Below are 14,304 nucleotides of genomic sequence, written 5' to 3'. Positions count from 1 at the left end.
CGCGTGGTGTCTGGCGTAAGGGCCGGAAGAGCGACGCGGCCTTAACTGAGGTTTCCCATGAAAAAAGATATTCACCCGAAATATGTTGAAATCACCGCTACCTGCTCTTGCGGTAACGTGATCAAAACTCGCTCCACCGTTGGCCACGACCTGAACCTGGACGTGTGCGGCAACTGCCACCCGTTCTTCACTGGTAAACAGCGTGTTGTTGATACCGGTGGTCGTGTTGAGCGTTTCAACAAACGCTTCAGCATCCCGGGCAGCAAATAAGTTTCCCGAAAAAAGGCGCCCAACGGCGCCTTTTTTGTTGCTCTCAAGCATAAAACAAAGGCGCCGATGGGCGCCTTTGTCGTTGATGCGAATCAGTATTCCCAGGTATCCGGGTCGATACCCATTTCACGCATGATTACCTTCGCCTCTTCCGGGATCTCGTCGCTGCGCTCTTTACGCAGGTCGTTATCGTCCGGCAAGGGTTGGCCGGTAAAGGCGTGAAGGAAAGCCTCGCACAGCAGCTCGCTGTTAGTGGCATGGCGCAGGTTATTCACCTGACGACGGGTGCGTTCATCGGTGAGGATTTTTAACACCTTCAGAGGAATGGAAACCGTAATTTTTTTGACCTGTTCACTCTTCTTGCCGTGCTCAGCGTAGGGGCTGATATATTCGCCGTTCCATTCAGCCATGAGATACCTTTAATCCTCTCAGTCATTAGAAAAAGATTAAAACCGGATAGGTCTCACGGTCTTAACCCGATAGTCTGTTGTTCAGCAGCCCGGAATAATACCGTGACTTCGGCACCGATGCTGCATCACTACCCTATAAAACACATAATTTTAACGGCTAATCCTGTTTTGCTCAATCTATACGCAAAGAAGTTTAGATGTCCAGATGTATTGACGTCCATAATGGCAATGTTTACTCTGTCACCTGACTTTTCTCCGATAATGCCAGGAAACGACTCCTCATGACGCGTAAACAGGCCACCATCGCAGTTCGCAGCGGGCTCAACGACGACGAGCAGTACGGCTGCGTCGTCCCGCCGATTCACCTCTCCAGCACCTATAACTTCACCGGCTTTAACGAACCGCGCGCCCATGATTATTCGCGCCGCGGCAACCCGACTCGCGATGTCGTACAGCGCGCGCTGGCGGAACTGGAAGGGGGCGCTGGCGCCGTGCTGACCAACACCGGCATGTCCGCGATTCATCTGGTCACCACGGTTTTCCTGAAGCCCGGCGATCTGCTGGTCGCGCCGCACGACTGTTACGGTGGCAGCTACCGTCTGTTCGACAGCCTCGCAAAACGCGGCTGCTATCGCGTGAAATTCGTCGATCAAGGAGATGAGGCGGCGCTGAAAGCGGCGCTTGCCGAAAAACCCAAACTGGTGCTGGTGGAAAGCCCGAGTAATCCCTTGTTGCGCGTGGTGGATATTGCGAAAATTTGCGAACTTTCGCGCGCGGCCGGAGCCATAAGTGTGGTGGATAATACGTTCCTGAGCCCGGCGTTGCAGAACCCGCTGGCGCTGGGCGCCGATCTGGTCCTGCACTCCTGCACCAAATATCTCAACGGGCACTCCGATGTGGTGGCGGGCGTGGTGATTGCGAAAGAGCCGGAGACCGTGACGGAGCTCGCCTGGTGGGCAAATAATATTGGCGTGACCGGCGGCGCGTTCGACAGCTACCTGCTGTTGCGCGGCCTGCGCACGCTTAGCCCGCGTATGGAAGTGGCGCAGCGCAATGCCAGCGCGATTGTGGATTTTCTCAAACAACAGCCGCGGGTGAAAAAGTTGTATCATCCGTCGCTGCCGGACAACGCGGGCCATGAGATAGCCGCGCGCCAGCAGAAAGGCTTCGGCGCGATGCTAAGTTTTGAACTGGATGGCGACGAACAGACGCTACGCCGTTTCCTTGGCGCGCTGGAGCTGTTCACGCTGGCGGAATCTCTGGGCGGGGTGGAGAGCCTTATCTCTCACGCCGCGACGATGACCCATGCGGGCATGGCGCCGGAGGCGCGCGCCGCCGCGGGCATTTCCGAAACGCTGTTACGCATCTCGACGGGTATTGAAGATAGCGAAGATTTAATTGCCGACCTGGAAAAAGCGTTCCAGGCGGCGAGCTAAGGGGTAAGCATGAGTGTTACAGCGCCTGCAGGGACGAACGGTCGTCAGCTGCATAAATTTGGCGGCAGCAGTCTCGCCGACGTGAAATGTTACCTGCGCGTGGCGGGTATCATGGCCGACTATTCCCGCGCCGGGGATATGATGGTGGTGTCGGCGGCGGGCAGCACGACCAACCAGTTGATCAGCTGGCTGAAGTTAAGCCAGAGCGATCGTCTCTCCGCCCATCAGGTGCAACAGGCGCTGCGCCGTTATCAGAGCGAGCTTATCTCCGGGCTGCTGCCAGCCGCCGTCGCCGACGGGCTGGTCAGCGAATTTATCCGCGATCTGGAGCGTCTCGCGGCGCTGCTGGATGGCACCATTACTGACGCGGTCTACGCCGAAGTGGTCGGCCACGGTGAAATCTGGTCGGCGCGTCTGATGGCTGCGGTGCTGAACGAGCAGGGGCTCGACGCCGCCTGGCTTGACGCGCGCGATTTCCTGCGCGCTGAACGCGCCGCGCAGCCGCAGGTTAATGAAGGTCTCTCTTTCCCGTTGTTACAACAGCTGATGGCGCAGCATCCGGGCAAACGTCTGGTGGTGACCGGCTTTATCTGTCGCAACGACGCCGGTGAAACGGTTCTGCTGGGCCGTAATGGCTCCGACTACTCGGCGACGCAAATCGGCGCGCTGGCGGGCGTTTCCCGTGTCACTATCTGGAGTGATGTGGCGGGTGTTTACAGCGCCGATCCGCGCAAAGTCAAAGACGCCTGCCTGCTGCCGCTGCTGCGACTCGACGAAGCGAGCGAGCTGGCGCGTCTTGCCGCGCCCGTTCTGCATGCGCGTACTTTACAGCCCGTTTCCGGCAGCGATATCGACCTGCAACTGCGTTGCAGCTATAGCCCGGAGCAGGGGTCTACGCGCATTGAGCGCGTGCTGGCTTCCGGCACCGGGGCGCGCATCGTCACCAGCCACGACGATGTCTGCCTGATTGAATTTGAAGTGCCGTCGCATCAGGATTTCAAACTGGCGCATAAAGAGGTGGATGCGTTGCTTCGACGCGCCCAGCTGCGCCCGCTGTCGGTCGGCGTACACCCTGACCGCCGCCTGCTGCAACTCTGTTATACCTCAGAAGTCGTCGGCAGCGCGCTGACGCTACTGGAAGACGCCGCGCTGCCGGGCGAGCTGCGCCTGCGCGAAGGGCTGGCGTTAGTAGCGCTGGTCGGCGCGGGTGTCTGCCGCAATCCGCTGCACAGCCATCGCTTCTGGCAGCAGCTTAAAGATCAGCCGGTGGAGTTTATCTGGCAGTCGGAGGAGAGCATCAGCCTGGTGGCCGTGCTGCGCGCAGGGCCGACGGAGAGCCTGATTCAGGGGCTGCACCAGTCGCTGTTCCGCGCGGAAAAACGCATCGGCCTTGTGCTGTTCGGCAAAGGGAATATCGGTTCTCGCTGGCTTGAGCTGTTCGCGCGCGAGCAGGAGACGCTTTCTGCCCGCACCGGCCTTGAGTTTGTGCTGGCAGGCGTGGTGGACAGCCGCCGTAGCCTGCTGAGTTATGACGGCCTGGACGCGAGCCGCGCGCTGGCGTTCTTTAATGATGAAGCGGTGGAGCAGGATGAAGAGTCGCTGTTCCTGTGGATGCGCGCGCACCCGTACGACGATTTAGTGGTGCTGGACGTCACCGCAAGCCAGGATCTGGCGGACCAGTATCTTGATTTCGCGAGTTATGGTTTTCACGTCATCAGCGCCAATAAGCTGGCGGGCGCGAGCAACAGCCAGAACTATCGTCAGATCCGCGATGCTTTTGCGAAAACGGGCCGCCACTGGCTCTATAACGCGACGGTCGGCGCGGGCCTGCCGGTCAACCACACGGTGCGCGATCTGCGCGACAGCGGGGATTCCATTCTCTCAATCAGCGGGATTTTCTCCGGTACGCTCTCGTGGCTGTTTTTACAGTTTGACGGTACGGTGCCGTTTACCGAGCTGGTGGATCAGGCGTGGCAGCAGGGGCTGACGGAGCCAGACCCGCGCGTGGATCTTTCCGGTAAAGATGTAATGCGCAAGCTGGTTATCCTGGCGCGCGAGGCGGGCTACGATATCGAGCCCGATCAGGTGCGCGTGGAGTCGCTGGTGCCTGCCGGGTGCGAGGAAGGCTCGGTGGATCACTTCTTTGAATATGGCGACGCGCTGAACGAACAAATGGTGCAGCGCCTTGAGGCGGCGCGCGAGATGGGCCTCGTGCTGCGCTACGTGGCGCGTTTTGACGCTAACGGTAAAGCGCGCGTCGGCGTCGAGGCCGTGCGTCCTGAGCATCCGCTGGCCTCGCTGCTGCCTTGCGATAACGTCTTCGCCATCGAAAGCCGCTGGTATCGCGATAACCCGTTAGTTATCCGCGGGCCGGGCGCGGGGCGCGATGTGACCGCCGGGGCGATTCAGTCGGATCTTAACCGTCTGGCGCAATTGCTCTGATTTCGTCGAGTGGTGGGGGCGCTTCGCTTACCCACCACTGGCGTTGAATGCCTTTTACTGGCAGGGCGGGTAAGCGAAACGCACCCGCCATTAACCGCACCCGTCATCAGCTGACGCCCGCAACACCCTTCCGCACCGCTGTACAATCTTTCTTCATTTTTCTGTCATGAACTTTTTTCATCTTCGCTGAAAAATACTCACATCAAGTGATGATTTACCTGTTGACGCCACCCGGCTTTTCCGTCATTTTTACATCTGGACGTCTAAACGTATAGAAGTCAACACACGCGACCACGACACAGCGATTGATGAGGTAAGGTATGAGTTTTTTTCACGCCAACCAGCGGGAGGCCCTGAATCAGAGCCTCGCAGAAGTGCAGGGACAGATTAACGTCTCGTTTGAATTTTTCCCGCCGCGCACCAGTGAAATGGAGCAGACCCTCTGGTCCTCTATTGATCGCTTAAGCAGCCTGAAGCCGAAATTTGTGTCGGTCACCTACGGCGCCAACTCCGGCGAGCGCGACCGCACCCACAGCATCATCAAAGGCATCAAAGACCGCACGGGCCTTGAAGCGGCGCCGCACCTCACCTGCATCGATGCGACGCCGGATGAGCTGCGCACCATCGCGCGCGACTACTGGAACAACGGCATTCGCCATATCGTCGCGCTGCGCGGCGACCTGCCTGCTGGCAGCGGCAAACCGGAAATGTACGCCAGCGATCTGGTGGCGCTGTTAAAAGAGGTCGCTGATTTCGATATCTCCGTCGCGGCGTATCCGGAAGTACACCCGGAGGCGAAAAGTGCGCAGGCGGATCTGCTGAATCTGCGCCGTAAAATCGACGCGGGCGCTAACCGCGCCATCACCCAGTTCTTCTTTGACGTCGAAAGTTATCTGCGCTTTCGCGACCGCTGCGCGGCAACAGGCATCGATGTTGAAATCATCCCTGGCATTCTGCCGGTCTCCAACTTTAAGCAGGCGAAAAAGTTTGCCGACATGACCAACGTTCGCATTCCGTCCTGGATGTCGCAGATGTTTGCCGGGCTTGATGACGACGCCGAAACCCGCAAGCTGGTCGGCGCTAACATTGCGATGGACATGGTGAAGATTCTAAGCCGCGAAGGCGTAAAAGATTTCCACTTCTATACGCTTAACCGCGCGGAAATGAGTTACGCCATCTGCCATACGCTGGGTGTAAGGCCGGCGGTGGCGGCATAAGCCTAAAATATATTCATACAAAGGAGGCCTTTGCCTCCTTTATTATTTCCCCCGGAAATTATTTCATTTTGCCAGAACGTGCTCCGGCGCAGTATAAATAAAACAGATGGCTTCACGCTTTTCTGAAATATTCTCTGCTTTTAAATTAATCACTATCTATTTCCGCTCTATTAATTTTCTGATTTAATTTAAGAAGATAAATGAAGCTAACTTAAGGTAAATTTACCATAATAGATTTATGGCAGGGTACATCTTTCATTAATATATGGCCTTTCCGCATATCGATGGCCGCATGCTTGTGCTGAAGTATCGGCTGCCGATCAGCTGATTAGACAAGGTGCAGATCCTGCCACGATAAAGTTTACAGAAGCGGTTAGACCGCGTGATGTCTGGAAGAAAGAGACAATTCCCGCAGACGCTGTTATCCCTCCATGCGAAAACTGTCAAGTAACATGGCCTAAAGGTAATTAAGAATGAACAAATTAAACGTAGAATGGATGCCAGAATTTGGCAGCATTTATACCTGGTTTGCCGCTGATAAATATGGGCGTGTTAGCCTTATGCTTAACAACTGCTTTGGGGATTTACCTAAGTCTTTGTTATGCATTGATAATTTTGAAGCACTGCTTGACAGTATGAGTGAATTCGTATGGGAAGAGTCATCTGATTATTCAACTTATCCTGCTGATAAATGCGGCGATTTTACGGTGGATTTATTCTCAGCATGGCGCTTCAGGGAGAATCTCAATAAAGAATATGTGATAAATAAATTAAAAGATGAGTGGGCGAAAACAGGAAAATACAGCGATGCTAACCTGGCTATTAATAAAGGGTTGTTTATTTACTGGGGAGTAGAAGGCTCTTCCCCGGGACAAGACTATCCTTTTGGATATGAAGGTGAAACTAAAATGGGCGATTATTTCAGATATATAGTCCCCACAAAATTTGCTTCGGTTAAAGATTTTCCGCCCGCGCTTCACAGTGGTTTAGTGGTATCAAGCACCCTTGATTTCACGGTTGATCGGGTACTGGATAACGATAAAATTAATGATTATTTCCCGGCAGTTTTTTCTCCTGGCTAACCCTGTTGCACTTTTTGAAAATGCAAGGCCGCGCTGAATGCTGACTTCCCTATCATTGAAGGGAGCAGGAAAACGGCTGGAAGCGCCGCTCTTTGCGAACAGAATGATAAGAACGGTCAGAGTTGGCGAACGTGACTACGTAAAACGTCCGTGAGTCGCAAGCGAGGCGTGCATATTCATAATACAAACGCTTGCAGGACTATAGATATAACGCTACTTCTCACGAACGGTTCAGTAAGCGCAACCTTGCAACTTCACAGCTCGCAGCAATGTCCCGGATCATCGCAGGAGCGGCTGATACGGTATCTAACCCTACTCGTACGACCGAGGACGAAAGCATGGGTGTTACTGCGCTAATGATGGAACTGAAAACCGCGTAACCCTTGCGGGCTTACAGAGAGGAGGCGCAAGCCTCTTTTTTGTGGCTTGCGCTGACGCGATTGTTACAAAACATATATTTCACAGCGCCAAAAAACTTGTACAACGAAAATATGCTCTGTACAGTTTGTTTTTTCTTAAGTTAAATTGGGGCGCTTTTTCTCTCCCTTCAACGACGTTTAAGCGCGTCACTGCTATTTCTGACTGTTAGCAAACATATTATTTCGCGCTATTGCTTATTATTAAATAAACCAAGGGCGGCGGCTATCGTAGCGATATAAAAATACACGTTATGCCTTATTCATTATTGCCGATATGCTGTGTAAGAAACCTTCCTGGATAGCAATAATGATTAGCAAGATAACCAATATTTTAAAAAACGACGCGGCGTTCTCAGCGATAAAAGCGCATATGGCGGTTATTCTTTTCCGCCCCGACGGTACGATTGTGGAAGCGAATCCGGCTTTTCAGGCGGCTATGGGATATTCGCTTAATGAACTGGTGGGTAAGCATCACCGTATGTTCTGCGCGCCAGAATATACCGCCAGCCCTGAATATAAGCAGTTCTGGCAACGGCTTGGGCGCGGCGAAACCTTCAGCGATAAATTCCAGCGCTACAAAAAAGACGGCAGCGAAATGTGGCTGGAGGCGAACTATATTCCGGTCATCGGTAAAAACAACAACGTTGAGTATGTTCTTAAACTGGCGCGTGATATCTCAGGAAGGATCCATGACGCGCTGAACAAAGACGCCATCCTCAAGGCGGCGCACCGCTCAATGGCGATCATTGAGTTTACGCCGGACGGGCATATCGTCTCGGCGAACGAGAACTTCTGTAAGGCTTCCGGGTACACGCTGAACGAAATCATCGGCAAGCATCACCGTATTTTCTGCGAGCGCGAGTACGCGATGAGCGCAGAGTACGCGGATTTCTGGCGCAAGCTGAACCGCGGCGAATTCGCCTCCGGGGATTTCCGCCGCGTCACGAAACAGCGCCATGAACTCTGGCTGCGCGCCAGTTACAGCCCGGTGTTTGACGACAAAGGCCGCCTTTATCGGGTGGTGAAATTCGCCTATGACGTGACGGCGGAAGTGCAGAAAAGCCGTGATGAGCGTCAGGCGACGGAAAGAGCGGAAGCGGTCTCCCGCGAGACGCTGACGAAAACGGTTGAGATCAGAAAGACCTTAGATGACTGCGTCACGGCGATGGAGAATATCCAAAGCAATATGGAGCAGGTTATCGGCATCGTCACCAACCTGAAAAATGACTCTGAAAGCATTATGGATCTGTCGTCAGTCATTGCTCAGATAGCGACGCAAACCAAATTGCTGTCATTAAACGCCTCGGTGGAAGCGGCGCGCGCGGGCGATTCCGGTAAAGGCTTCTCTGTTGTCGCGACCGAAGTGAAATCGCTGGCTGACCGTATTGATGACGCGACCGGAAAAATAACGCGTATCACCGAGAAAAACGATAACCTGACGAAAAGCGCGCTGGATTCTATCTGCCGCAGCGGTAAAGAAGTGGCGTCCACGACGGCTATTTCGCGCGAGGCGCTGACGCTGACCAAAGAGATTGAAGGCTACGCGAAAAATATTCTCGAAGCGGTTAACGCGATTGGCAAAGTTATTAATGCCTGACGGTGGCTGGCATCGCCGCGCATAAACGTCATGTTTGTCATGGCTTAACGATTAATATTGCCGATGCCGCTCGTCATCACTACGGTTCCGTTTATTACCGGAACCGCCTGATTATTTAACGAAATGATTCGCCGCTATTTACCTGTTTTTCTGCGAAACGTCTGATATAACCGCACGCTTTTTGCGGTTGTTAATTTTTTGTTTTAATATTTTTAAAAGTTTAATTGTTGCGTTAAAATAATCAGCTAATTTTTCAATGATAGTTGATCGTGATGTCTAAAAATCTCTTTAGCAGAAAGCAGGCTCCCGCTTTCTCTCTTATTGCATTACTTGTCAGTTCAGCCGCTTACGCGCAGAACACCACGGAAAAAACCGATGTCCTGCTGATTGGCGGCGGCATCATGAGCGCGTCGCTCGGCACTGTTCTTCAGGAGATCCAGCCGGACTGGAAACAGTTAATGGTGGAAAAACTCGACGGCGTGGCGCTCGAATCCTCTAACGGCTGGAATAACGCCGGTACGGGTCACTCCGCCAATATGGAGCTGAACTACACGCCGGAGCGCGCCGATGGCTCGATTGACGTCAGCAAAGCGCTGGAGATCAACGAGGCGTTTATGATTTCGCGCCAGTTCTGGTCTTCTCAGGTGAAGCGCGGCGTGCTGAACGATCCGCACTCCTTTATTAACTCCACGCCGCACATGAGCTTCGTCTGGGGCGATAACGTTGATTACCTGGCGAAACGCTACAAAGCGCTGCAGCAGACCACGCTGTTCCAGGGCATGGAGTTCTCCACCGATCAGAGCCAGATCAAAAAGTGGGCACCGCTGATTATCGAAGGGCGCGATCCTAAGCAGCGCGTAGCCGCGACCTGGACACCGGTCGGCACCGACGTGAACTATGGCGAAATCACCCGCCAGCTGGTGGGCAGCCTGAAGAAAACCAGCAACTTCAAGCTGGAAACGTCTTCTGAAGTCACCGATTTCAAACGCAACGCCGATAACTCCTGGCACGTCACCATCACCGACGTTAACACCGGGAAAGAGCATGCCGTGGACGCGAAATATGTGTTCATCGGCGCAGGCGGCGGCGCGCTGAAGCTACTGCAAAAAACCGGCATTCCGGAGGCGGACAACTACGCGGGCTTCCCGGTCGGCGGCTCGTTCCTGGTCTCTGAGAACCCGGATATCGCGCGTCAGCATGGCGAGAAAGTCTATGGTCAGGCCTCCGTTGGCGCGCCGCCGATGTCGGTGCCGCACCTTGACGCCCGTTTCCTGGACGGCAAACGCGTTGTGCTGTTCGGGCCGTTCGCGACCTTCTCGACCAAGTTCCTGAAAAACGGCTCTTTCTTCGATCTGCTGAGCACCACCACCACTAAAAACTTCATGCCGATGACCGATGTGGGCCTGGATAATTTTGATCTGGTGAAATACCTGATTGGTCAGGTCATGCTGAGCGACGACGACCGTTTTGAAGCGCTGAAAGAGTACTACCCGTCAGCGCGCAAAGAAGACTGGAAACTTATCCAGGCTGGTCAGCGTGTGCAGATCATCAAGAAAGACCCGGAGAAAGGCGGTGTGCTGAAACTCGGTACGGAAATCGTCACCGACCAGCAGAAAACCCTGGCCGCGCTGCTGGGTGCCTCGCCTGGCGCGTCAACGGCGGCACCTATCTCCATCAACGTGATTAAGCAGCTCTTCCCGGAGCAGTTCAAATCAGAAGCGTGGCAGGCGAAGCTGCGTGAAATCGTACCGAGCTACGGTCAGAAGCTGAACGGCAACGTGGCGCTGACCCAGCAGGTATGGGATGAGACTGCCGCGACGCTGCAGCTCACCAAACCGCCGGTGATCCAGATGAAAGACGCGCAGCAGAAGCTGCCGGAAGCCAAACCGGCGCAGGCTGCAAGCCCGCAGCACGATATGGCGCTGTAAGCAAAACGGATGTTACGCAAAGGGAGGCCACTGGCCTCCCTTCTTTTTTGGCTGCGGTTATGCCGCCGGGCCTCATCCGGGCACGGTAGCCAGACCGCAAAGCGAGTGCCGGCGTGGGTTGCTTTGCGGTACAGGGCGGCCCGGTGCGATGTGTTCGCCGCCAAGGCTACTGGCGGTTACACGCATGTCAGCGACAGCGGACCGCGAAGTGAAGCCAGCGTCAGCATGGTGAGCGGCCCGTAGCGCTGCCATAAAAAAGCCCCGGCATGCCGGGGCGTTTTGTCTCTGTGAAGCGTGTGATTAGCCGGTGTTACGCATACCCGCCGCGACGCCCGCGATGGTGACCATCAGCGCCTGCTCCACGCATGGGTCTGCTGGCTTGCCTTCTTCTTCCGCCTGGCGCGAGCGGTGCAGCAGCTCCGCCTGCAGCACGTTCAGCGGGTCGGTATAGATGTTACGCAGCTGGATGGACTCGGCAATCCACGGCAGATCCGCCATCAGGTGCGAGTCGTTGGCGATATCGAGCACCACTTTGATATCGGCTTCCAGCAACTGGCGCAGCTCCTGTCCGAGCGGCCAGAGCTCCGGTTTCACCAGTCGCTGATCGTAATAGTCCGCCAGCCACAGATCCGCTTTGGCAAAGACCATCTCCAGCATGCCGAGGCGCGTGGAGAAGAACGGCCAGTCGCGGCACATGGTTTCCAGCTCGTCCTGCTTACCGTCTTCGACCACTTTTTGCAGCGCGGCGCCGGCGCCAAGCCAGGCGGGCAGCATCAGACGGTTCTGGGTCCAGGCGAAAATCCACGGAATGGCGCGCAGCGATTCCACGCCGCCCGTCGGACGACGCTTCGCCGGACGCGAGCCGAGCGGCAGTTTGCCCAGCTCCTGCTCCGGCGTGGCCGAACGGAAATACGGCACGAAGTCTTTGTTTTCGCGCACGTAGCCGCGGTACATGGCGCAGGAGATATCGGACAGCTCATCCATGATGTGTCGCCAGGCGGCTTTCGGCTCCGGCGGCGGCAGCAGGTTCGCTTCCAGAATCGCGCTGGTGTAGAGCGACAGGCTGCTGATGGTGACTTCCGGCAGACCGTATTTAAAGCGGATCATCTCGCCCTGTTCGGTGACGCGCAGACCGCCTTTCAGGCTGCCCGGCGGCTGAGAGAGCAGCGCCGCATGGGCGGGCGCGCCGCCGCGGCCAATAGAGCCGCCGCGACCATGAAAGAGCGTGAGCGCGATGCCCGCTTTCTCGCAGGTTTTGATGAGCGCGTCCTGCGCCTGATATTGCGCCCAGGAAGCGGCCATCACGCCCGCGTCTTTCGCGGAGTCGGAATAGCCAATCATCACCATCTGTTTGCCCTGAATGAAACCACGATACCAGTCGATGTTCAGCAACTGGGTCATGACATCGTTGGCGTTGTTCAGATCGTCGAGCGTTTCAAACAGCGGCGCGACCGGCAGCGCGAAGCCAATACCCGCCTCTTTCAGCAGCAGGTGGACGGCCAGCACGTCGGACGGCGTTTTCGCCATCGAGATGACATAAGCGGCGATCGAGCCTTTCGGCGCTTCGGCGATGACTTTACAGGTGTCGAGCACTTCGCGGGTGTTGTCGCTCGGCTCCCACTGGCGCGGCAGCAGCGGGCGTTTGGAATTCAGCTCGCGGATAAGGAACGCCTGTTTATCGGCTTCCGACCAGCTTTCATAGTCGCCGATGCCGAGATAGCGGGTCAGCTCACCCAGCGCTTCGGTGTGGCGGGTGCTCTCCTGACGGATGTCGATACGCACCAGCGGCACGCCGAACGCTTTGACGCGGCGCAGGGTGTCGAGCAGTTCGCCATTGGCGATGATCCCAAGCCCACAGGAGACCAGCGACTGATAGCAGGCGTAGAGCGGTTCCCAGAGCTGTTCGTTCTGCGTCAGCAGGCCCTGCGGTTTCGGCAGTTTCTGGCCCTTCAGGCGCGCTTCCAGCCAGCCCTGAGTCGCCAGCAGCTGCGCGCGCAGCCCTTTAAGCAGATAGCGGTACGGCTCCTGCGCCCCTTCAGTGCCAACGTAATCGCGCAGCGCGTCGCTGCATTCCACCATTGAGAGCTCGGAAATCAGCACCTGGATATCTTTCAGGAACAGATCGGTCGCTTTCCAGCGGCTCAGCAGCAGGACGTGGCGGGTGATATCGGCGGTGACATTCGGGTTGCCGTCGCGATCGCCGCCCATCCAGGAAGTGAAACGCACCGGCACGAAATCGACCGGCAGCTTGTAATCGAGATGCGCTTCGAGCTGTTCGTTAAGCTCACGCAGATAATTCGGCACGCCTTCCCAGAGGCTGTTTTCCACCACGGCGAAGCCCCATTTGGCTTCATCCACCGGGCTTGGGCGATTTTTACGGATCTCGTCAGTATGCCAGGACTGCGCAATCAGCTGGCGCAGGCGGCGCATGATCTGATTGCGCTCATAATCGGCAATGTCTTTGTGGTCGAGCTGTTTTAAACAGTTATTCACTTCGACCATTTTGTGGATCAGGGTGCGGCGGGTGATTTCAGTCGGGTGCGCGGTCAGCACCAGCTCCAGCGACAGCGCTTCCACGGCCTGGCGGATGGCGTTTTCGTTGATAGTGGGCTGGTCTTTGAGCTTACGCAGGGTACGGGCGATAATTTCCGGGTTGCTGGCGGCCTCGCCTTTTGGCGAGATGCTGTGGTATTGCTCTGCCGTGTTAGCCAGATTCAGGAACTGGCTGAACGCGCGGGCCACCGGCAGCAGTTCGTCATTGGAAAGATTTTGCAGCGTGGTTAACAGCGCCTGGCGGTCTGCTTCATTGCCAGCACGGGAAGACTTCGACAATTTGCGGATTGTTTCTACGCGGTCAAGGATGTTTTCTCCCAGCGCATCCTTGATGGTATCCCCGAGCAACTTGCCGAGCATACTGACATTGCTTCGCAAAGCGGAATATTGTTCGTTCATATAACCCCAGACACCCCATCTCAATTATGTTTAATACCCGTCGTTTTTCGCGCCGCAGGGGCGCTGGCCGCCCCTTGCGACCCCGGTTACTTATCCCGGGGTTCGCCAGGCTTGCCGCCTTCCTGCAACAGGAAATCCCCTGGTATAGGTTCTGCAAAAAATCAGGACACTGAAAAGCGATAGCTTTTACTTACGTCCGAAAGTTCAGGCTTGAATGACTTCTTACTTTATAAAGCCATGTGAAATCCCGTTCGTCAATTGCTGCGAAATCGCTTCAGCAGGTGAATAAAGTGCGGCAATTTATGAAAGTTAATTCATGTTATTGCAGATAAGTAACGCTTATGAAAATAGCGTGCAGGCGTGCGGAACAATGTGTAGTGATACGCGCTGTCAAGGAGAGTAAAAGTAGTCGAATGGGCTGCGGCACGCGCGGTTAAAAGGGGTTCATCGGCGGTTGTGGTTAAGGCGACTGGCGTGGCGAGGGCGCTTCGCTTACATGTGCTGTGAAGCGGCACAGTATTTATGAGGTGGATAAGCATAGCGTACCCACC

At 55.6% G+C, this 14,304-nt stretch carries 9 protein-coding genes; 7 read left to right on the top strand and 2 right to left on the bottom strand.

Annotation, left to right across the window (positions count from 1 at the left end; genetic code table 11):
* The first annotated feature begins 57 nt into the window (after nt 1–57).
* Nucleotides 58–270, top strand: a complete 213-nt coding sequence (rpmE, locus tag BJP61_RS00245) for a 50S ribosomal protein L31 (protein WP_004385728.1) — start codon at nt 58–60, stop codon at nt 268–270.
* A gap of 92 nt (nt 271–362) precedes the next feature.
* Here rpmE and metJ read toward each other — a convergent pair whose 3' ends face one another.
* Complete coding sequence (gene metJ / locus BJP61_RS00240) at nt 363–680, bottom strand: met regulon transcriptional regulator MetJ (protein WP_038865977.1); 318 nt, start codon at nt 678–680, stop codon at nt 363–365.
* 281 nt (nt 681–961) lie between these two features.
* Here metJ and metB point away from each other — a divergent pair, with 281 nt between their 5' ends.
* From metB to mqo, 6 genes are all read left to right on the top strand, one after another.
* On the top strand, nt 962–2,116 hold the full coding sequence (gene metB, locus BJP61_RS00235; protein ID WP_161581021.1) for a cystathionine gamma-synthase: 1,155 nt from the start codon (nt 962–964) through the stop codon (nt 2,114–2,116).
* 9 nt (nt 2,117–2,125) lie between these two features.
* Complete coding sequence (locus BJP61_RS00230) at nt 2,126–4,558, top strand: bifunctional aspartate kinase/homoserine dehydrogenase II (protein ID WP_075193895.1); 2,433 nt, start codon at nt 2,126–2,128, stop codon at nt 4,556–4,558.
* A 320-nt stretch (nt 4,559–4,878) separates the two neighbouring features.
* Nucleotides 4,879–5,775, top strand: a complete 897-nt coding sequence (gene metF / locus BJP61_RS00225) for a methylenetetrahydrofolate reductase (RefSeq protein WP_032994535.1) — start codon at nt 4,879–4,881, stop codon at nt 5,773–5,775.
* 473 nt (nt 5,776–6,248) lie between these two features.
* Nucleotides 6,249–6,857 (top strand): hypothetical protein, encoded by a 609-nt coding sequence (locus BJP61_RS00220; RefSeq protein WP_105624598.1) that lies wholly within the window; start codon nt 6,249–6,251, stop codon nt 6,855–6,857.
* Between the two features lie 726 nt (nt 6,858–7,583).
* Nucleotides 7,584–8,873 carry a PAS domain-containing methyl-accepting chemotaxis protein gene (locus BJP61_RS00215; protein ID WP_171997525.1) on the top strand — a complete coding sequence of 430 codons (1,290 nt, stop codon included), beginning with the start codon at nt 7,584–7,586 and terminating at the stop codon, nt 8,871–8,873.
* 272 nt (nt 8,874–9,145) lie between these two features.
* Nucleotides 9,146–10,801 (top strand): malate dehydrogenase (quinone), encoded by a 1,656-nt coding sequence (gene mqo / locus BJP61_RS00210; RefSeq protein ID WP_038865940.1) that lies wholly within the window; start codon nt 9,146–9,148, stop codon nt 10,799–10,801.
* 300 nt (nt 10,802–11,101) lie between these two features.
* Here mqo and ppc read toward each other — a convergent pair whose 3' ends face one another.
* Nucleotides 11,102–13,753, bottom strand: coding sequence for a phosphoenolpyruvate carboxylase (gene ppc / locus BJP61_RS00205; protein ID WP_038865938.1), 2,652 nt, complete (start codon nt 13,751–13,753; stop codon nt 11,102–11,104).
* Nucleotides 13,754–14,304 lie beyond the last annotated feature (551 nt).

The organism is Cronobacter sp. JZ38, from assembly GCF_008932145.1.
Classification (GTDB): Bacteria; Pseudomonadota; Gammaproteobacteria; order Enterobacterales; family Enterobacteriaceae; genus Cronobacter; species Cronobacter muytjensii.
Note: the sequence above shows the minus strand (reverse complement) of the source record. Positions and strands in the feature narration are given on the sequence as shown.